This is a genomic window from Aureimonas ureilytica DSM 18598 = NBRC 106430, from assembly GCF_000382705.1.
GTDB lineage: Bacteria > Pseudomonadota > Alphaproteobacteria > Rhizobiales > Rhizobiaceae > Aureimonas > Aureimonas ureilytica.
Window position 1 is genome coordinate 222213 of the sequence record NZ_ARQE01000008.1, and the last position, 20298, is coordinate 242510.

Below are 20298 nucleotides of genomic sequence, written 5' to 3' on the forward strand. Positions count from 1 at the left end.
CGAATGGTCAGAGCGTGACCTTCGACCAGTCGATGTCGAGATTGTTGCCGAGCGTGAATTGCGGGCCCTGACGCGCTTCGCTTTCGCGGCGCGCGGCATGGGCGGCCTGCGCGGAGGCCGCCGCCTGGGCATGGGCGTCGGAGAGTTCTCCGAGCTTCTCGAAATGGCCCATGGAGAAGAGCTGCGCATAGGCGACGGGCAGCGCGCCCGTGCGGCGAAGCGCCGTGAAGGCCTCGTCGCCCAGCTCGTTCAGCTTGCCCTCGTTGATGCGGAACAGGCCGTCCACCTGTTTCGTCGCCTCGCCCTCGCGCAGCGCGAGCGGCCAGGGCTCGATCAGCCCGGCCTCGGCCAGACGGCCGCAGGCGGCCGACAGGCGCGCCTCGCCCTTGGCGACCTCGAGCATGAAGTTCCAGACGCCGGCCGCGGCCTGCGTCAGCTGCCCCTCGCCGTCGAACAGGGCTTCGCCGCCGTTCTGCACCAGAAGACCGCTGCTTTCATCGACGCAGAACACCGCGTCCTCGCTGCCCTCGGCGCGGCCGATCCGGAACGGGTAGGAGCGCAGATGCGCCGGCACATAGCCGGCCAGCCAGCGTCCGTCCGGAGCGACGAAGAGATTGCGCCCCGGCAGGAGGCCGAGAAGCGCCACGAACTGCCAGCGGCCTGCCTGCTCCACGAAGCCGAGCGGCAGATGCAGCACCGCCTTGGCCAGTTCCGCGTCGGCCAGCGGCGCGAAGCTCGCGCTGGCGGCGAAGCGATAATCGCCGAACCGCCGCCAGCCGATCCCCTTGTGTCGTTCGCGGGACAACGGATGGATGGCGGGCGCGTCGCTCATGGGGGGCTCATGATCTGACCAAGGGAGGCTCTCCCTGCCAAGAATGCCGGCAGGGGTCAACCGCCGGATGAGTTAGCGCACGCTCCGCGCTTGCCAAATCCCGCGCGCATTCCGCCGCCTCACGACGGCGTGCCGCCCAAGCCGGCCTTCCAATCCGAAGCGGCTCCTAGAGGAGTCCGCCTTGCGCCGAAGGGGCGGCGGTCGGCGCCGATGGGGGAGCTGCGGTCGGCGGCGCTGCGGCCGGGGGCGCGAGCGGGGCGGGGGCGGGCGCACCCGGCGCCCGTCCGCTGGGTGCGACAGATGGTTCCACCGGCGCGCCCATCGGCGTGCTCGTGCGCGGCTGCGTTTGCGAAAGCCCGTCGCGCACAGCCCCGATGTCGATCACGTCGAGCTTGGGCCCCGGCGGCAGGATCATCACGCCATCGGCGCGGCGCGGCAGATCGCCGAGCGCTTCCACGCGCATGGGCGGCGCGGCCGGAAGATGATTGTCGAGTTCGTCGTTCACCCGCGCGACCGGAGGGGCACCGGAGGACACGCTCGCAGAGGCGACCGGCGGCGCGCCGATCCGGCCAGGCGTCAGCGGCGCGGCGGCCGGGTCCGCCGGCAGGCCGGGCGGGCGGGGCAGGGTGTTGGTCGCGCGCGGTGCGGCCGTCGCGGGCGCCACGCTGCCGAACAGATCGTCCAGGCCGCCGCTCGTGGTGGAGCAGGCCGAAAGCGCGAGCCCGAGGGCAGCGAGCGCGGAAACACGGAGAAGAGCGTAAGACGGCATCAGTTTCCTTATCGCGCCCGGACGGAATGGGGCGTCACCCGCTTGCCACAGAGGCGCCGCGATCCAAAGGGAGTTCTATCGGCAAGGGGTCGGGCCGATCCTTCGGGCCATCGGCGGGTAACCTTGCGGAACAGGAAAGCGGCCGGCCGGCGAGGGGGCGTCCCCTCCGCTGTTGACAAGAACCGGACATCCCTGCCTTTGCAAGGGGTGAATGGAACGCGTGACAGCTGGCGCTGGGATAGCGCCGATCGAACCGCGTCGCGCAACGGAGCTATTGCATGGTCGACAACACGGCAACCATGGATTGGGATCTGGCCGATTTTGGAACCGAGATCGACTGGGAACCCCATCGGCTTGTGGGTTCGGAAGCGTGGGCCGGCCATATCCCCTTCGCCTTCTGGCTCGTGAAGGCCGTGCGCCCGGAGCTCTTCGTCGAGCTCGGCACCTTCACCGGCAACAGCTATTTCGGCTTCTGTCAGGCGATCGAGGCCTCGAACTCGCCGGCGCAGGCCTTCGCCGTGGACACCTGGGCGGGTGACGAGCACGCCGGCTTCTACGGCAACGAGATCTTCGAGGACGTCAATCGTCACAACCAGAGCCATTACTCGGCCTTCTCGACGCTGATCCGCGCCACTTTCGACGAGGCGCGTCCGCATTTCGACAATCGGCGGATCGACATTCTCCATATCGACGGGCTCCACACCTACGAGGCCGTGCGGCACGATTTCGAGACCTGGCGCGACCGCGTGTCCGACAAGGGCGTCGTGATCTTCCACGACACCAATGTGCGCCGCGAGGATTTCGGCGTGTGGAAGCTCTGGAGCGAGCTGTCCGCGATCTACCCTTCCTTCGAGTTCCTCCATTCCAACGGTCTCGGCGTCCTCGGCGTCGGCTCCGACCTTCCCGCGCCGGTCGCGGCCTTCTTCCGCCTCGCGCAGGACCCGGCGACCGCGAGCGCCGTGCGCCAGCGCTTCTCGCGTCGCGGCGAGCTCTTCTACCGCCGCGCCGAGGTTCTTCTGAACGAGCGGATCGTCGCGGACCAGCGCAAGGCGATCGACGCCCTTCAGCGCACCGTCACCGAACTGGCCGACTCGCTCAAGGCGCAGGCCGACGAGTTCGACCGCAACGCCACCAACTTGCAGCGGTCGACCGCCAAGCGCGAGCGCGACATCGACGAGCGCCGCCATCGCATCGAGATGAACCTCCAGGAAAAGGAAGCCGCGCTCGGCGCCGCGAAGGAGGAAGTCCGTCGCCTGACATACGAGATCGCCGCCACGCGCGACCGCGCCGCGGTGGACGTCTCCGCCGCCCTCAACCGGACGGCGGTCGAGCTGGCGCATCTCCACGACGCCTATCGCCGCTCGACCTCCTGGCGCGTCACCGCTCCGATGCGCAAGGCCATCGCGCTTCTGCGCCGCGAGCGGGGTGCCGCGCCGGCGCCGGCCCCGGCGCCCGCGCAGCGTCTGGCCGCTCCGGCGGCGTCCGGCGAGTCCCCGAAGGAGGGCGAGCCAGCCGGCGTCTCCCCTTCGTCGGATGCGATGAAGCGCCTCTTGCGCCAGTCGATGCAGGAGCGCCTGTCGCTCTTCCTGTCGTCCAACGCGCGCCTGCGCCTTCCGAGGGACGAAGCGCCCGACGTCTCGATCCTCCTCGTTCTCTACAATCAGGTCGAGCTGACCTTCGGCTGCCTGCGCTCCATCGCCGAATGCGTGGAGACCGACGGGCTGAAGGCCGAGGTCATCCTTCTCGACAACGGGTCGAGCGACGACACGGCGCGGCTTCTCGGCCGGCTCGACGGCGCGACGATCATCGACGCGGGCGAGAACCTGCACTTCCTGCGCGGCGTCAACCGCGCGGCGGGCGCGGCGCGCGGCCGCCATATCCTGCTTCTCAACAACGACGCCCAGCTCACGCCCGGTTCGCTGGCGAGCGCGGTGCAATCGCTCGACGCCGATCCGACGATCGGCGCGATCGGCGGGCGCATCATCCTGCCCGACGGCACGCTGCAGGAGGCCGGCTCGATCGTCTGGAGCGACGGGTCGTGCCTCGGCTATCTGCGCGGCAAGGCGCCGGATGCGCCGGAAGCCATGTTCCGGCGCGATGTCGACTATTGCTCGGGCGCCTTCCTTCTGACGCCGCGCGCCGTGTTCGAAGAGCTCGGCCGTCTCGACGAAGCCTATGTGCCGGCCTACTACGAGGAAACCGACTATTGCCTGCGCCTGTGGGAAGCGGGCCTGCGCGTCGTGTTCGATCCCCGGATCGTGATCCTCCATTACGAGTTCGCGAGCTCCGCCAAGAGCGCCGACGCGCTCGATCTGCAGCGGCGCAATCACGGCACCTTCCGGGACCGGCACGAACCCTGGCTGGACGCGCAGCGCGCGCCCGGCAGCAACCCGCATCTCGCCCGCTCCGCGCGCTCGCGCGCGCCGCGCGTCCTCTTCGTGGACGACCGCGTGCCGCGCCCCGAGCTCGGCTCCGGCTATCCGCGCGCCAACGACATGCTGGCCGCGCTCGCGGCGGAGGGCGCGCAGGTCACCTTCTACCCGATCCTGCCGCGCCCCGAGGAATGGGACGCCATCCGGCGCTGCATTCCGGCCGAGGTCGAGGTGATCCGCGACGGCGAGGAAAGCGACTTCCCGGCCTTCCTGCGCGAGCGGCGCGGGGCCTTCGACGCGGTTCTCGTCAGCCGTCCGCACAACATGCAGGCGGTGCGCCGGATGCTCGCGGCCGAGCCCGGCCTTCTCGACGACGCCGTGCTGATCTACGACGCCGAGGCGCTGTTCTCGCAGCGCGAGATCCTGCGTGGCGAGGTGCTCGGCCAGCCGATGGCGAAGGAGGAGGCGGACCGGCTCCTGCGCGAGGAGCTGGAACTCGTCGAGGGCGCCAAGGTCATCCTCTCCGTGTCGGAGCAGGAGCGCGCGCTCTTTGCCAGCCACGGCGTCGAGAACGTCCAGCTTCTCGGCCACATGGTCGAGGTCGAGCCGACCGAGGCGAGCTTCCAAGATCGCCGCGACATTCTCTTCCTCGGCGCGATGCATGACGACAATTCGCCCAACACCGACTCGCTTCTCTGGTTCGCGCGCGAGGTTCTGCCCGAACTTCGCCGCCAGCTGAACGAGCCGGCGCTGCGCCTGAAGGTGGTCGGCCTCGTGCGCGCGCCGAGCGTCAGCGAGCGGGACGGGCGCGACTTCGACCTCGTCGGCCAGGTGAAGGATCTGGGGCCCAGCTTCGAATCCGCCCGCCTCGTGGTGATCCCGACGCGCTTTGCGGCCGGCATTCCGCACAAGGCCCATCACGCCGCCTCGCTCGGCGTGCCGATCGTGGCGACGGAGCTGATCCGCGGCCAGCTCGGCTGGGACAACGGGACGGACTGCCTTTCGGCCGACGACGGCAAGGGGTTTGCCACCGCCTGCGCCAGGCTCTACCGCGACGAGGCGCTGTGGACGACGCTGCGCGCCAACGCGCTCGCCCGCGTCGAGGCCGAATGCAGCCCCGAGGCCTTCCGCCGCTCGGTCGGCGGCCTTCTGAAGCTCGTCGGCCCCCAAGGGCCGAACGAGACCCCGCCGCCCCCGGTGCTGCGCGCCCCGGCCTCCGACGTCTCGGCCGAGCTGCCCTTCGCCTTCCCGGAGGCGAAGGCACCGACCGGCGGGCCGGTCGCGGCGCTTGTGCATCTCTTCTACGAGGATCAGGCCGCCTCGTTCCGCCGCTATCTGGAGAACCTGCCTGACGGTAGCGACCTCTTCCTCACCACCGATACGGACGAGAAGCGCGCCCAGATCGAGCGCGTCTTCGCGGGCTATCCGCGCGGCGCGGTGGAGGTGCGCATCGTGCCCAACCGGGGCCGCGACATCGCGCCCAAGCTCGTCGGGATGCGGGACGTTCACGCGCGCTACACGCGCGTCCTCCACCTTCATTCCAAGGCGAGCCACCACGACACCAATCTGAAGCTCTGGCGGGCCTATCTCCTGGAAAGCCTTCTCGGCACGCCGGAGATCGTGGCGAACGCGCTCTATGCGCTGGACCACGAGCCCGGCGTCGGCATGGTGTTTCCGCAGCACTACGAATATATCCGCCGGCGTCTCGCCTGGGGGGACAACCTGCCGCTGGCGCTGGGCCTCGCCGAGCGGATGGGCTTTGCGATCCGCGACAACCGCGCGCTCGACTTCCCGTCCGGCTCCATGTTCTGGGCCCGCTCGGACGCGCTGCGCCCGCTTCTCGACCTCGACCTCCAATACGAGGATTTCGCCGAGGAAAGCGGCCAGAAGGATCACACGATCGCCCATGCGATCGAGCGGCTCTACGCCATGGTCTGCGAGAAGGCGGGCTATCGCTGGATGAAGACGGTTCGGCGCGAGCTGATGATCGACCCGCTCGCCACGGTCGCGCTCCAGTCGGAAGCCGAGTTCGAGCGCTTCGTCACCGAGAAGACCGTGCAGCTCACCGGCTTCCGCCCGATCCCGGTGACGCCCGAGCATTACAACTATGTCGGCCAAACCCCGCGCGCGCTCCAGGCCGCCGCGAACCGCGACTGAGCGAGGCGAAGCGGCTGGGCGATGCGTCCGGCCGGGTTGGATCGATGGCAGACGAGAGAGTCGAGGGGCCGGTGCGGGAGCGCATCGGCCCCTTTTTTGGGTCCGATCCTCCGGGCACCCGAACCCGGCACACTGCTCTCAGGCGCAGACGCCGCTCATGGCGGGGGCGAGGTCATCGGCACCGTCCGGTGCTCGTATAAGGTCGGCAAGATGTCGAGCAGTGCAAGGGGTCGATCCGTCAAAGCAGCCCATTCCCGGCCCTGAGACCCTGCATCCCTGAGCGCGGCTAGCCGGTGCCAACTCCAACGCCAACGCCATGAGCGCGCCACAAGACGAAAAGGGCCCCCGGAATGATCCGAGGGCCCAATTTCTGACTGGTAAGGTAGATTAGGAAGCTGAAAACTCGGCTTATCCTGCTCTAACTATTAAGCGACATCAATGTAGCCGGTCGTGGCGCTATCGATGCCAAGCAGCTGAACACCGGCCAGCTTAACGAGCGAGTCCGTCGTAGCACCGTTGTGGAATACGAAGGAGTCATTTCCGTCAACGTACGCGACCGCACTATTAGCAGCGGTGATCACGTTCTGAGCAATGGTCGCCTTCTGAGCAGCAGTAAGAGCTGCAGCGGAAGTACCCGAGAAGGCAAGCAGGCCGTTGCTGACGGAGTATGTCAGTTCAGCGGTTGTATAGCCAGCAACTGCAGTCGATGCAACGTCCGCGTTCTTCTGCGCATTACCGTCGAAGTCCAGCTGGAACGCCTGCTTCGTCCCCGTCGTGGCCGAGACAACCGCACCGTTGATGGTATCGAAGTCAGCCAGGGTGGAGTGCCCTTCCTGCACACGGACGATCGTGTTGACGGCAGTGTCGGCGTTTGCCGTGCTGTCGCCAATGATCGTGATGGTGTCCTTGCCAGCGCCGGCGTTGATCGTGACATTTCCGGTTGTGATGGTCGTACCGTCAATCGTCACAGTGATCGTATCGGCGCCCGCGCCGGTATTGATCACATGATTAGCGGTGGTCGTCCCAGCAGCCAGCAACGTGACAGTGTCAGCGCCACTACCCGTGATGATCGTCTGCGCCTGCGTTGTTGCAGCCGAAGCGTTCAGTGAAACGTTTGCTGCACCGGTGAAGGTCGTGAGATCAACGGTGTTAACTTGAGCATTCGTAGAGTCGCCGAGCGTCAGCTTAAGGCCACCGGTTGCGAAGTTTGTATTAGTGAAGCCACCTGAGGTAATCGAGATGGCTTTGTTGGCAACGGTGTACGAAATTTCTTCGATGCCCGTGAGGAACTGGAAGTTGTTATCCGTAAGCGTCAGACTAGCCGCGTCGGTAAGCGTCAGCTTGTCCGTACCGGCGCCACCATCGATCTTGATCGATCCGTTTGCTGCAGACGTGTTATTGATGGCAGCAGCAGTGGACGTGATGTTGTCGTTGCCTGCGCCAGCGTTGTAAGTTGCGAAGTCACCCGTGGTACCGGAGATCGCTGCCGAAGTCGTGATCGTGTCGGCATTTGCCGTCGTGTTGATCACCGAGCCCTTAACGACGTTGCCCAGCACGTTCAGGTTAGCAGTACCGGTCTGCGTCGAGTTGATCGTGACGGCCTTCGTGATGTTCGCCGTGTTGACAGTCAGGTCGTACTCGCCGGAGACGTTGATAGTGGTGAGGTCACCAGCAGCAGCGAACGCGAGGTCGTTACCAGCACCCGATGCGCCACCCTTGAGACCGCTGGACGAAACAACATTGATTGTCTCGAAACCCGTGACCGTTGCACCGGTGACGTCGATCGGAGTCGCGACCGTTGCTGCCGAGGCAGGAGCAAGCGTGAGGCCAAGTACGTCCGCGGTACCAGTCGCCGTCGTCAGAGCAAAGGTATTGGTCGCGTTGCTCGTCAGAACCTTGACGTTAGCTGCCTGAGCAGCCGTGAGCTTTGTAAGGCCCGCGTCAGCGCCAGTGACTTCAACGGAGGTGATGCCAGCGAGAAGCGAGACATCAAGGTCTGTTGTCCCAGCGTTACGCAGGACTTCGAAGCCGGTGTAGAGCGCGGCTTCTGCAGCAGTATCAACATCGGCACCGGCTGCGACAACGAGCGTGTCAGAACCTGCACCAGCGTTGATGATGCCTGCCGTAGTGGATGTAAGGGCAGCAGTGGTAATAACGTCGTTGCCCTGGCCACCCTTGAAGGAGGTGATGCCGGCATTGAGGGTAGCGGTGAGGCCACCTGCCGTCAGGCCGGAAGCATCAACGGTACGAACATTAGCAGTGAGAGCTCCAACGTTAACACTGGTGGCCGCACCGGCGACGTTAAGCGTCGCGAGGTTCGTTGCGGTCAGCGTGCCCGTGGTGAGGTTCGTCGCTGCATTGATGGTTGCAGTCGTCGAAGAAGCAGCGAGCTCAAGGCTTGTGAGCGTGTTGGCGGCACCCGTAGAGTTAACCGTCGTCGAAGTCACGCCGGTGCCAGAAAGAACAACCGCACCCCCGGTCGTTCCGTCGGAAACGTTGAGGGTCGCAGCGGTGGCAGCTGTTGCGTAACCAGCGTTGAAGGCGCCGTTGGCAGCAGTACCGTTGCCAATGATGCCAGCCGATGCACCCGAAGCGAGGTTGGTTACGGTTACAGTCGATGTGGAACGATCAGCGTTGACATTGGTCAGACCTGCGATGGTCGACGCATCCAACGAATTCGTGTTACCAGAAACGTTACGGATGTTGAGAACTTCAACACCGGAAATCGTCGCAGGAGCGAAGGTCGTACCCGCATTGCCACCCGTTACGGTAACGTTCAGGGTGTCAATGCCCGCTCCACCAGAAATCTGATCCGCAGCTGACAGCGTAGAAGTGCTGTCAACCGTTACACCGCCCGAGGCGTAAACCAGAGAAGCGTTGATTACATCCGCATTCGCCGTGCCGACAACAGTGTCCGCGCCAGCAGTGAGCGTGAAGGTGGTGCCGGCGTTCGGAGCCGTACCGGTGTTCGAGAAAGGACCCGTGATGGTCGTCCCGTTCGACAGCGTGCCAATGCGGGCTTCAAACTGGCCGAACTGAACGAAGTGCTGGTAGCCGTTCTTGAACGTGCCCGCTGCAACAGCGTCTGCAACGTCTTTGTAGTCAGCCAGGTACTTGGCGTTGTTGAAGTCGTCCGCACCGCCATTGTTGTTCAGGTCGATCGCGCCCTTCTCGGTCGCGTTCGCGAAGCGGCCTTCGGCCGAGCCGAAGTTGATGAAATGCGTCAGCGGGTTGATGCCGGCCTTCGCCACGTCCGGGTACTGGCCGAGGTAGAACGAGGTGTTGAAGAAGGCGTTCGGGTTGCGGCCCTCGAAACGGCCGTTCAGCTGGTAGTGCTGCGCGCCGCTCGTGAAGACGCCACGGGAGATCGCGGCAGCGACGTCCGGGTTCTGCGAAAGGTAGAAGCTTTCGTCAAAGCTGATGGTGTTCGACATGAGGAGTCTCCGTTGTCGTAGGTCGGGACCGGCGCCGGCCCCGCTGGCATCGCGATTATCTCGGCCGCCATGTCACCGCTCCGCGCCTTGGGATCGAGCGGTGACAAAGAGTCCGCGCCTCGGGGAGGCGTGCACACGTGAAACTGGTTTTCGGATGGGCTCCCCGGCGGCCCCCACCGCCCTCGTTCTCAACTCGTCGGCAGGGATACAGCAATCACTGTAGTCCTGCAAGCGTCCCGACCGGGTGAGGTCTGCGTCGCGACACGGCGTGATGTAAAAGACGCATTTTAGAGGACTAGGCCAGAGGCTAAATTTTCAGCGCGTCAGTTTCGCGCAAGCCTGTGCGCGTCCCGCCTCATCGAGGGCCGGAATCAGGGTGTTTTCGCGAAACTGGGTCCTGTCCGGCGCAAGCCTGGGGGCTCGCGGGCACGTGCGGCCCTGGCCTTGCGACCGCGCCAAAACAGGTTCGCCGGCGCGAGGCCGGCGAATCGTCGTTGTTTTGCTGTCGAAGGATTTCGTCTCGGCTCAGGCCGCCGAAGCGCGCCCTTCGTAGAGATGCGTCAGGAGCGTCGTGTCGGCGAGCACACCCACGAGGCGAACCATGCCGATCTCGCCATCGCCGAGCACGAGGTCCGTCCCCTCGGCATGCGCCTTGGCGGACATGGCGTCTCCGACCTTCGGGTCGAAGGCGAGATAATCCTCGCCGAGCACGAAGCCGTTCACCACCAGCACCGTGCCGGCCTTGTACACCACCGTCTCGTGATGCCCGGCCTGCAGCGACACCGCGCTGCCATCGGGGTGGATCGTGGTGACGAGACCGCTTTTGCCGCCACTCGTTGCGCCGGCGTCGGTTTTCGCGTCCGTCTTCGCGCCGCTCGCACCGTCCGCCTTCGCCGCGTCCGGCGTGCCGCCGGTCGCCGTCGCGTCGGTCTTCACGGGATCGGCCTTGGTGAGATCGGGCCTGGTCGGATCGCTCTTGCCGGGATCGATCTTGCCGGCGTCCGGCCGGACGAGATCGTCCTTGCCGAGATCGAGTTTCGCGCTGTCCGCCTTGCCGCTCTCGGCCGTCCCGGCGGTGCCCTTCGCGCTGTCGCCGCCGAGAACGAGGCCGGTGAGGCCCGTCTTCGCCGCATCGCCCTTGACGGAGGCGCCGGTGCCGAGATCGGCGAGGAGGCTCGTGCCAGTGAGCGCGGCGGAGCCCTTGCCCGTCGCCTTGTCCAGCGCGGACGCCGCGTCCGAGATGAGAAAGGCGGGGTTCGTGCCGTCCTTCGACGTGCCGTTCGGCGACAGGATCGACGAGAGGGCGCCGCCGAGATCGGCGGACGAGCCGTGCTTCACGAGCTGCGCGACGACCCAGCCGATATCCAGCGCGGCGGCGTCCTTCGCCGGCTCCGCCTTGGCGGGGCTCGGCTGCGGGGCCGGGCTGGGCGCGGGCGGGGGTGCCGGGGATGCAGCGGCGGTGGCGCTCGGAGCCTGCACGGTTCCGGTGGCCGGGCCGGACACGGGGCCGGCGCTTTCGCTCGGCGTCGGGGCGGGGCGGGCGGCCTCCTGCGCGCTCGCGCTCAAGCTCTGCGCGGGGCTCGGCTGCGTCGGCGCGCTCGGGCGATGCGCGTCCGGCGCGGCGAAGACGAAATGCTCGACGAACCCGTCCGGCGCGCTCTTCACGCTGACCGGCGCGCCGATCGGCGTGAGACTGGCGACCGCGAGATGCGGCGTCGCGACGCCGCCGGCGTCCACCGGCGTCGCAACGGCGCTCGTGGCGATCGTCGCCATGGCGCCGCCCTCGGCCTCGGCCGGCAGGGCTTTGGCATGGGCGGGCTCGGCGCTCGCGAAGGCCGACAGGAGCGAGGCGAAATCCTTGGCAAGGCCCGCGCCCGGCTCCATCGCCGGATGCTCGCCCTCGCCGGTGAAGCTGCGGGCGAGTTCGGCCGCGAGAATGCCGGCGGCGAGCGTTACGCTGGCGCCGACGCCCGGCACTTCGGCCAGGAACCCGCCATGCGCCGACAGGGCGCCAAGGCCCGTCGCGGCCATCGCCATCGGACCGGGACCCGCCGTCGCGCCCATCGCGGGCGCGGAGCCCGGCGCGTCCTTGGCCGAGCGCCGATGCAGCGCGCCATCCGCGCCGTCAGGATGCGAGGCCTCGTCGCCGGCGGCATCCGCCGTGTCGCCGCCTGACGCAGACGCGTCGTGCGCGGAGCCCGTCGTCACGACCCAGTCGCTCGCATGCGCGCCCTCATGGGCGCCGTCCAGCGTCGCGGCCTCGGCCTTGTTGTGCTCCAGAAGGTCGATCAGCATCAGCGCCGCCGCCACGAAGGCGGTCAGGAAGGCGCTCGGATGAAGGACGACATTGGACGAGCGGCGCACCTGCGCGCTCAAGGCGAGCGGGGCTTCCTCCAGCATCCGGTCGGACACTTCGCGGAAGCTCGGCCCGACATAGGTGCCGCCGGTGACGCAGTTGATGACGTGAATTTCGCTGTCGATGCGCGCGATATGGACGACGACATTGTCCGTCCCCGCCTGCGCATAGACGAACCAGGGATCGCCTTCGTCCGTGACCCCGGCCTCGGTCTCGACCTCCAGCCCGGCGGCGCAGAGACGATCGCGCACGCGGTAGAGCTCGGCCAGATCCTGATTCTGCCACGGCGTCTTGGCCGGAAGCGGCGGGGTGTTCGGCTGGCGACGCCCGAAGGAAAGAATGGTAGCCGTCACGATCGGGTCCGATCCTCTACGCCTGGAGAAAAGCGCCTGATGGCGCGGAGGCGAGGGTCGGATGCCTCACGCCTGCGGCTCTTCGCCGAAAAGGATTTGATAGGTGGTGGGCTCGTAATAGGCCATGATCGAGCGCACGAACTCGCGTGGCTTCATGGCAAGGGCGTCGGCCCAGACGCTGTAGCGCTCGGCCGGGATGCGACCGCGACCCGCCTCGATCTGCGAGACGAAGGTGTAGTAGCCGACCTCCACCCGCTCGGCGAGTTCGCGCTGCGACAGACCCGCCGCCTCGCGGCGCTGCCGAAGCCAGGCGCCCCCTTCCTTGCGGAGACGCTGGCGCGCCATATCCTCAGCCAGAACAGTCTGCGTCGCCATCACTCAACCCTTACGCGCCCGGCCCGCAGCCGGCCGCCGAAGCGGTTCGCTTTTTCGAGAACACCGCTCGAGCGGTTCAGCAAGCACTTTACGCCAAGTCCGGCCGGATTTCCAGTCGAGACGTGTCGCAGCGACGCGCGCGCGCATTTGGGGCAAGGAAGGCAAGCCGGAGCCCCGATCGTTCGGGGCTCCGGCGAAGCGCCTTACTGCGCGCGGTCGGAAACCGGGCGCGTTTCCATGTGGTCGGCGAGGCTGCGCAGGAGCTTGACGCCGGCGTCGCGGCCGACCGTCATCTCCACCAGCTCGGCATAGGCGGTGGACGCCGCGCTCAGCACCTCGGTGAACGGAGCCTGCGTGGCGCCGACCTCGACGGCCTTCTGCAGGTAGGGCACGAAGACCTCCTGCGTCAGGCGCATGACCCGCTCCTTGTTTTCGGGAGGAAGCGTGAAATTGCCGGATTCGCTCATCGTGAAGTCTCCAATGTCTGTCTTATTCCTCGTTCATGCCGCGCTTGAGCTGATCGGTGAGCGGCTTGGTGAGGTAGTTCATCAAGGTGCGTTCGCTGGTCTTGATCAGCACCTCGGCCGGCATGCCGGCCTGCAACGCGCGGCCCTGGAGCTTCTTCATCTCCTCCGGCGGTGTTTCCACCTGAACCCGGAAATAGGGTGCGCGGTTGTTCTGTTCGATCCGGTCGCCCGAACGCGACACGACCTTGCCCATGATGACCGGCGTGGTGCGCAGGTCGAGCGCCGAGAAGCGGACCTCCGCTTCCTGGCCGAGCGTGACGTTGTCGATGTCGAGCGGCGAGACCTGGGCCTCGACGAGGAACTCGCCTTCCTTCGGCGCGATCTCCATCAGCACTTCGCCCGGCGAGATGACGCCGCCGACCGTGCTGACGACGAGGTTCTGCACGGTGCCGCTCTGCGGCGCGAGGATATCGAGGCGCTTGGAGATGTCGTTGGCGACGAAGAGCTGCTGCTGGAGATCGGCGGCGCGCGACTCGGCGTTGCGCAGCTGCGAGACGACGTCCTCGCGGAACTGCTGCTGCGTCTGGATCACCTGCATCTGCGCTTCGGAGATCTGCTGCTGGGCGCGGCCGATCTGGGCGGTCACGTCGCCGATCTCGCCGTCGAGCTGCGCGGCGCCGCGCTGCAGTTCCAGAACGCGGGACTTGTTCATCAGCCCCTTGCGGAGGAGGCTTTCCAGCGCGTTGAGCTCTTCGCGGATCAGCTTGACCTGCGACTCGCGCGACTTCTTCTGCGCCTCGAGACCGTCGATCGTGCGCTGGAGCTGCGTCATCTTCTGCTGAAGAAGATCGACGGTGCCCGTCAGGGTCTTCTGGCGCTCGGTGAACTCCTGGCGCTGACCGGCGAGGATTTCCTGGAGCTTGGGATCGGACTGGCGATCGGTCAGCTCGGCCGGGAAGGCGATGTCTTCCGCGCCGCTCTGCTCGGCGATCAGCCGCGCCTGAAGCGCGAGCTGCGTGTCGAGCTGCGTGCGAAGCCGGGTGACGGCGGCGTTGGCCTGCGTTTCGTCGAGCGTGATCAGAACGTCGCCCGCGTCGACGATCTGGCCTTCGCGCACGTGGATCGACTTGATGATGCCGCCTTCCAGATGCTGCACCGCGCGGCGCTTGCCGGCCAGGATCACCGTGCCGGGCGCGGCGACCGCGCTGGCGAGCGGCGCCGTGGAGGCCCAGACGCCCGCGCCGAAGAAGGTCACGACGATGATCACGACGCCCGCGAAGATGGGACCGCGCGCCGAAACCGGTGCGTTGATCACATCGCCGTCCGGGATCTCCTGCGCGCTGTCGCGCTTCAGGATCCGGTCCATGAGGGAGTTGCGCCCCGTCTTGGATTCCAAGCGGGGCAGGGCGCCCTCGACCGCGTCATTGGTCATGTTGCTTTGCCTTTCTGGCATTGCTGTCGAGCGGGTATCGACACGAAAAGAATGGCGGGACCGGGGCGAAGCGCCCCGATCGGGGCATCAGCCGTTGGCGCGCGACATATGGGTGACCTGCCCCATGGGCTGGGCCACCGGGGCGGGCGCACCGGCGCGCGGGTTCAGGCGCTCGATCACGTCGGCCGCCGGGCCGTACATGGTGAGCGTGCCGCCGGTGAACACGGCGAGCTTGTCGACCTCGCTGAGGAGCGAGGCGCGATGCGAAATCACGATCACCGTGCGGCGCTCGGACTTGGCGATGCGCAGCGCCTGGGCGAGCGCGGCCTCGCCATAGCTGTCGAGGCTGGCGTTCGGCTCGTCGAGGATGATGATCTTCGGATCGCCGTAGAGCGCGCGGGCGAGACCGATGCGCTGGCGCTGGCCGCCCGACAGGGCGCGGCCGCCTTCGCCGATCTTGGTGTTGTAGCCGTCGGTGAGCTGCAGGATCATCTCGTGGACGCCCGCCTTCTGCGCGGCCTTCACCACGGCTTCGGCATCGACGGCGGAGAAGCGCGCGATGTTCTCGGCGATCGTGCCGGCGAAGAGTTCGACGTCCTGCGGCAGGTAGCCGATATGGGGGCCGAGAAGTTCGGCGTGCCAATTGTCGATATCGGCGCCATCGAGGCGGACATGGCCCGACAGCGGGGCCCAGACGCCGGTCAGCGCCCGGGCGAGCGTCGACTTGCCGGCACCCGAGGGGCCGATCACGCCGACCACTTCGCCCGGCTGGATCTGCATGTTGACGCTTTTGAGCGTCGCGCTGTTCGAGCCCGGAGGGGCAACGACGAGCTGCTCGAGGCTGATCGCGCCGGTGGGCGCGGGGAGCGGCATCTTTTCCGGCTCGGGAACGGCGGCTTCGAACATCTTGGTCAGGCGCTCATAGGCCGAGCGCGTCGCCATGAAGCCCTTCCACTGCGCGACGGCGCTTTCCACCGGAGCGAGCGCGCGGCCCATCATGATGGACGAGGCGATCATCGCGCCGGGCGTGACCTCGGATTCCAGAACCAGATAGGCGCCGACGCCGAGGATCGCGACCTGAAGCACGGTGCGCACGAATTTCGAGGTGGCGAGGATCAGGCCTGCGCGGTCGCTCGCCTGCGCCTGAAGGCCGAGGGCGCGGTCGTGCAGCGTGCTCCAGCGCCCGCTCACCGCCTTCATCATGCCGAGCGCATGGATGATCTCGACGTTGCGAAGCGTGGTCGTGACATACTGGTTCGCGCCGATCGAGGCGGCCGAGGCTTCCTTGAGGTGGCGGCGCGTCATCAGTTCGTTGGCGAGCGCCAGACCGAAGATCAGAACCGCGCCGACGGTGGCGACGACGCCGATCCAGAAATGAATCATGTAGCAGACGGCCAGGAAGATCGGCATCCAGGGCGCGTCGCAGAAGGTGATGATGCCGCCGCCGGTGAGGAACTCGCGAACCGTGTCGAGATCGCGCACGGGCTGGGAATAGCCGCCGCCGGGCGAGCGGAGATGGCCGCGGAACGAGGTCGAGAAGACGTTCTGGCCGATGAACTTGTCGAAGCGGGCGCCGGTGCGCACCAGGACGCGCGAGCGGATCGATTCCAGCGCGGCGTAGACGACCAGAAGACCGACGGCCAGGAGCGTGACCATGACCAGGGTCACTTCCGAGCGGCTCGCCAGAACCCGGTCATAGACCTGGATCATGTAGAGCGGGCTGACGAACATCAGCAAGTTGATGAAAAAGCTAAATAAAACGACGAAGAGGAAATTGCTTTTGCAAACCGCGAACGCCTTGCCAAGCACCGATGTCTTGTTCGAGATATAAGACACTAACCGAGCCCTCATTCGGCCCGACGGATCGAGGCCACTTAGGAAATTTGATTGACGCCAACTCTTTCGGGGCGTGAACCCTATGGGGCTCCGCTCGGGCTCGGCCGGCTGATCTCGGACAGGTGCGCCGGTGAACGGCTGGAACGGATCATGGACGAACTCGCTTTCGTTCCGCTGCACTCGCGCCGGACAGGCTTCGCGGACTCGTAACCTTTACGACCCATGCCGCATAACACAATTCGACCACTCGTAGAAAGGGAGGCCTTCCCGTCTCCCGCATGGCCGGGATAGTGAGGCCGAATTGAGGCACGGATCGTCGCATGGACCCATTGAACCGCATTAAGATTTAACGAACCAACAACTGCGAGTTACAATTCCAGTCAATATCCCTTCCCGCGCGGCCGGGAGGAGCGACGCTTGCGGCGCCGGACGTCTTGCCGTCTCCTGTCGGCCGCGCCAGCCCGAACGGCGCGAGAAAAGGGATTCGGCAGCGCATGAAGGCCTGGTTCACCGTGACACCGACAACGGAGCGCCTCCGGGCGGAGGGCCGTCTGGACCTCGGCGAGCACAGCTACGGGTCTCCCGAAATTCTCTGGTGGGGCGAGGATGCGCGCCTCTCGATCGGACGTTTCACCTCGATCGCGGACGGGGTCACGATTCTGCTCGGCGGCAATCATCGGCCCGACTGGATCACGACCTACCCGTTTTCCGCCTTCGAGGACTGGCCGAGCGCTGCGGCCATTCCGGGTCACCCGGCCACGAAAGGCGATGTGCGGATCGGCAACGATGTATGGATCGGCAATGGCGCCCTGATCCTGTCGGGCGTCACCATCGGCGACGGGGCGGTGATCGCGGCGCGCGCGGTGGTCGCCCGCGACGTGCCGCCTTACGCGATCGTGGGCGGCAATCCCGCGCGCCTCATTCGCTATCGCTTCGATCCCCACACCATCGCCGCGCTTCTGCGGAGCGCCTGGTGGACCTGGCCGCCCGAGCGCATCGAGGCGGCGATGCCGCTTCTGATGAATTCCGATACGACCCGCTTCCTCGAAATGGCGGGGGAAGGCTCCGTTGCGAGGGGGGAACCGGGGCGCGAGACGACGCCACCGGCGGCAAGGCTCGGGTTGCGCACGCGTATCAGCGATGGTCTCCGGCGCCTCGCCGACCGGCTGGCCGGGTCCCGGCCGTCGTGAGGACGGCGAGGACCTGAGCACCTCGACCATCCCCAACGAAAAACGCCCTTGCCGGGGGAGGACCGGCAAGGGCGTCAGGGGTAAGCCGGCGGTGGGAGGAACCGTTCGGCTTGAACGCCTCGGCCGGGGGAGGACCGGCGGAAGCGAAAGGGTGAAACTGTTAGCGGACCGACTGGCGGGCGATGGCCGGGATGTCGGCGCGCGAGATGCCGAGGTCGGAGAGTTCGCGCTGCGACAGGCGATTCAGTTCGGCGGCCGTGTTGCGATACTGGCGCCAGTTGCTGAAGGAGCGAGCGAGGGACATGGGATCTTCCTTTGGTGCCGGCCTCTCATCGGTGGTGGCCGGTGTTTGTCTGTTCTTCCGATGGGGAGAACCTACGCCTCGTCAGCCCTTCGCAGTAGCGCAAAGCCTGAAAGGCAGCTCTGCGTTTCCTGGATATGTCCCTGACGCGGAGCCGGTTTGCGCTGTGGGAATGGCCGGTTACGAAAACATGAACGGCGGCGAGCGCCGCTCCGGGGTGCCGCGCCCTACCTTCCTGTGACGAAGGAGGCCCCATGACCCGATCGTCCAAACCGCTCAATCGCCGCCGAGGTTCGACCTGGATGGTTGTGACCGCCGCCATCGTCCTCGTCGTCGCGGTGGTGGCCTTCTATTCGGGCGGCGGCGGGCCCTCCGTCTCCGTCGGGACCGGCGGCGGCGAAACACCGGAAAAGGGCTCGCGGGCGCCGATTCCGACCGGCCCTGTTCCCGCCAACTGATCCCACACGCCCGTTCGCAGACGAATGGGAACGGAACGGATCGCGCGCCGATCGATTGAATCGGCACTCTTCTCGCATGTGCGAAGGCCGGGCGGGAAGGTCGCCCGAGCGGCGAACCCCTGCACCATCACGGGATGAAAGACGCACCGCCATGAGCCAGTCCATCGCCGATCTCTTCGTCGCCACGCTGAAATCGGCGGGCGTCGAGCGAATCTGGGGCGTCACCGGCGACAGCCTCAACGCATTGAACGACAGCCTGCGCCGCGACGGAACGATCCAGTGGATGCACACGCGCCACGAGGAGGTCGCGGCCTTCGCGGCCGGCGCCGAAGCCGCCGCGACGGGCCAGCTCGCCGTCTGCGCGGGAAGCTGCGGGCCGGGCAATCTCCATCTCATCAACGGCCTGTTCGACTGCCAGCGCAACCGGACGCCGGTTCTGGCCATCGCCGCGCATATTCCCTCCAGCGAGATCGGGCTCACCTACTTTCAGGAAACGCATCCGACCGAGCTGTTTCGCGAATGCAGCCATTTCTGCGAGATGCTCCAGACGCCCGAGCAGATGCCCGAACTCCTGCACCGCGCCATGCGCACGGCCCTCGGCGAGCGCGGCGTCGTGGTCATCGTGGTGCCGGGCGACGTCGCGCTGAAGCCCGCGCCATCGGGCGCGAGCGAGACCTTTCCCAGGCTCGCCGCGCCCCGCCTCGTGCCGGCCGCCGGCGAGATCGACCGGTTGGCCGCGCTTCTCAATGCCTCCGGCGCCGTCACGCTCCTGTGCGGGGCCGGCGTCGCGGGCGCGCATGACGAGGTCGTGGCGCTCGCCGAAGCCCTGCAGGCGCCGATCGTCCATGCCTATCGCGGCAAGGAATGGATCGAATGGGACAATCCGTTCGATGTCGGCATGACCGGCCTCATCGGCTTCTCGTCGGGCTATCACGCGATGATGGAGTGCGACACGCTCCTGATGCTCGGCACCGACTTTCCCTATCGCAACTTCTATCCCAAGAAGGCCACCGTCGCGCAGATCGACCGCGATCCGGGCGCGCTCGGCCGGCGCACGCCGATCGCGCTCGGCCTCGTCGCCGACGTGCGCGAAGCGGCCGAACAGCTTCTGCCGCGCATTGCGCCCGGCCGCGACGGGGCGTTCCTCGCCTCCGCGCGCGAGCATTACCGCAAGGCCCGCGAAGGGCTCGACGCGCTCGCGACGCCGCGCGAGGGCGACGAGCCGCTCCATCCCCAATATGTGGCGAAGGTCATCGATCGTCTCGCCGCGCCCGACGCCGCCTTCACCGCCGATGTCGGCACGCCCGCCGTCTGGGCCGCGCGCTATCTCACGATGAACGGCCGTCGACGCCTCGTCGGCTCGTTCAACCACGGCTCCATGGCCAATGCCATGCCACAGGCGCTGGGCCTCCAGGCGGCGGAGCCCGGGCGGCAGGTCGTGTCGCTCTCGGGCGACGGGGGTCTCACCATGCTGATGGGCGATCTCCTGACCGCCAGCCAGATGAAGCTGCCGATCAAGATCGTCGTCTTCAACAACGGAACGCTCGGCTTCGTGGAACTGGAGCAGAAGGCGGCGGGCTATGTGGACACCAATGTCGCGCTCCGTTCGGCGGATTTTGCGGCGATCGCGCGCGAGATGGGCTTTCTCGGGTTGCGCGTGACACGCTCGGACGCGCTGGAAGGCGCGCTGACAGCGGCCTTCGCCCATGACGGGCCGGCGTTGGTGGATGTCGTCACCGAAAAGCTGGAACTCGCCCTGCCGCCGAAGATCCAGATCGCGCAGGCCGCCGGCTTCAGCCTGTATTCGCTGCGCGCCATCATGAACGGGCGCGGCGACGAGGTGGTGGAACTCGCCGACGCCAATCTCTTCCGTCGATAGCGCGGGCGGCGAGGCGGCGGGCGCATCTCACCTCGCCCCCTAGGCCGGCGGCGTTGTCCGCGCGGCGCGGCTTCTATAGGGTCCGGC

General features: G+C 66.9%; 13 protein-coding genes. 4 read left to right on the forward strand and 9 right to left on the reverse strand.

All coding sequences use genetic code 11. The features are described from left to right. Positions 1–7: 7 nt before the first annotated feature. Together B146_RS26505 and B146_RS0117370 are read right to left on the reverse strand one after the other, a co-directional pair. Complete coding sequence (locus B146_RS26505; RefSeq protein ID WP_019997744.1) at positions 8–832, reverse strand: SapC family protein; 825 nt, start codon at positions 830–832, stop codon at positions 8–10. Between the two features lie 166 nt (positions 833–998). Then, a complete protein-coding gene (locus B146_RS0117370) occupies positions 999–1601 on the reverse strand; it encodes a hypothetical protein (protein WP_019997745.1) in 603 nt (200 codons plus the stop codon). Positions 1602–1879: 278 nt separating this feature from the next. On the opposite strand from B146_RS0117370, the gene B146_RS27925 reads away from it, so the two are divergent. Next, entirely contained in the window at positions 1880–6130 is a 4251-nt protein-coding gene (locus B146_RS27925) for a rhamnan synthesis F family protein (protein WP_019997746.1), read from the forward strand. A gap of 425 nt (positions 6131–6555) precedes the next feature. On the opposite strand, the gene B146_RS0117380 is transcribed toward B146_RS27925, so the two are convergent. From B146_RS0117380 to B146_RS0117405, 6 genes are all read right to left on the reverse strand, one after another. After that, entirely contained in the window at positions 6556–9564 is a 3009-nt protein-coding gene (locus B146_RS0117380) for a beta strand repeat-containing protein (protein WP_019997747.1), read from the reverse strand. Between the two features lie 525 nt (positions 9565–10089). Next, positions 10090–12273 carry a hypothetical protein gene (locus B146_RS26515; protein ID WP_020665177.1) on the reverse strand — a complete coding sequence of 728 codons (2184 nt, stop codon included), beginning with the start codon at positions 12271–12273 and terminating at the stop codon, positions 10090–10092. Between the two features lie 66 nt (positions 12274–12339). After that, positions 12340–12648: a helix-turn-helix domain-containing protein gene (locus tag B146_RS0117390; RefSeq protein ID WP_019997748.1), complete on the reverse strand. Its 309-nt coding sequence runs from the start codon at positions 12646–12648 to the stop codon at positions 12340–12342. Positions 12649–12851: 203 nt separating this feature from the next. Beyond that, a complete protein-coding gene (locus B146_RS0117395) occupies positions 12852–13115 on the reverse strand; it encodes a hypothetical protein (RefSeq protein ID WP_019997749.1) in 264 nt (87 codons plus the stop codon). Between the two features lie 22 nt (positions 13116–13137). Continuing rightward, positions 13138–14547, reverse strand: a complete 1410-nt coding sequence (locus tag B146_RS26520; protein ID WP_019997750.1) for an HlyD family type I secretion periplasmic adaptor subunit — start codon at positions 14545–14547, stop codon at positions 13138–13140. Positions 14548–14634: 87 nt separating this feature from the next. Beyond that, positions 14635–16398 carry a type I secretion system permease/ATPase gene (locus B146_RS0117405; RefSeq protein ID WP_155897565.1) on the reverse strand — a complete coding sequence of 588 codons (1764 nt, stop codon included), beginning with the start codon at positions 16396–16398 and terminating at the stop codon, positions 14635–14637. Between the two features lie 479 nt (positions 16399–16877). Here B146_RS0117405 and B146_RS30125 point away from each other — a divergent pair, with 479 nt between their 5' ends. Then, the gene (locus tag B146_RS30125) at positions 16878–17573 is read left to right on the forward strand and encodes a CatB-related O-acetyltransferase (RefSeq protein WP_019997752.1); all 696 of its coding nucleotides are present in this window, start codon (positions 16878–16880) and stop codon (positions 17571–17573) included. Positions 17574–17733: 160 nt separating this feature from the next. Here B146_RS30125 and B146_RS28445 read toward each other — a convergent pair whose 3' ends face one another. Further along, a complete protein-coding gene (locus B146_RS28445; protein ID WP_019994553.1) occupies positions 17734–17877 on the reverse strand; it encodes a DUF1127 domain-containing protein in 144 nt (47 codons plus the stop codon). A 299-nt stretch (positions 17878–18176) separates the two neighbouring features. Here B146_RS28445 and B146_RS29115 point away from each other — a divergent pair, with 299 nt between their 5' ends. Beyond that, positions 18177–18332 (forward strand): hypothetical protein, encoded by a 156-nt coding sequence (locus tag B146_RS29115; RefSeq protein WP_019997753.1) that lies wholly within the window; start codon positions 18177–18179, stop codon positions 18330–18332. Positions 18333–18483: 151 nt separating this feature from the next. Further along, positions 18484–20211, forward strand: a complete 1728-nt coding sequence (gene poxB / locus B146_RS0117425) for a ubiquinone-dependent pyruvate dehydrogenase (RefSeq protein WP_019997754.1) — start codon at positions 18484–18486, stop codon at positions 20209–20211. Positions 20212–20298: the final 87 nt, after the last annotated feature.

Coding starts and splice junctions, on each gene's coding strand:
- B146_RS0117390 (WP_019997748.1), bottom strand. CDS start 12,648: ATGGCGACGCAGACTGTTCTGGCTGAGGATATGGCGCGCCAGCGTCTC.
- poxB (WP_019997754.1), top strand. CDS start 18,484: ATGAGCCAGTCCATCGCCGATCTCTTCGTCGCCACGCTGAAATCGGCG.
- B146_RS0117405 (WP_155897565.1), bottom strand. CDS start 16,398: ATGAGGGCTCGGTTAGTGTCTTATATCTCGAACAAGACATCGGTGCTT.
- B146_RS0117380 (WP_019997747.1), bottom strand. CDS start 9,564: ATGTCGAACACCATCAGCTTTGACGAAAGCTTCTACCTTTCGCAGAAC.
- B146_RS26505 (WP_019997744.1), bottom strand. CDS start 832: ATGAGCGACGCGCCCGCCATCCATCCGTTGTCCCGCGAACGACACAAG.
- B146_RS28445 (WP_019994553.1), bottom strand. CDS start 17,877: ATGTCCCTCGCTCGCTCCTTCAGCAACTGGCGCCAGTATCGCAACACG.
- B146_RS0117395 (WP_019997749.1), bottom strand. CDS start 13,115: ATGAGCGAATCCGGCAATTTCACGCTTCCTCCCGAAAACAAGGAGCGG.
- B146_RS30125 (WP_019997752.1), top strand. CDS start 16,878: ATGAAGGCCTGGTTCACCGTGACACCGACAACGGAGCGCCTCCGGGCG.
- B146_RS29115 (WP_019997753.1), top strand. CDS start 18,177: ATGGTTGTGACCGCCGCCATCGTCCTCGTCGTCGCGGTGGTGGCCTTC.
- B146_RS26520 (WP_019997750.1), bottom strand. CDS start 14,547: ATGACCAATGACGCGGTCGAGGGCGCCCTGCCCCGCTTGGAATCCAAG.
- B146_RS27925 (WP_019997746.1), top strand. CDS start 1,880: ATGGTCGACAACACGGCAACCATGGATTGGGATCTGGCCGATTTTGGA.
- B146_RS0117370 (WP_019997745.1), bottom strand. CDS start 1,601: ATGCCGTCTTACGCTCTTCTCCGTGTTTCCGCGCTCGCTGCCCTCGGG.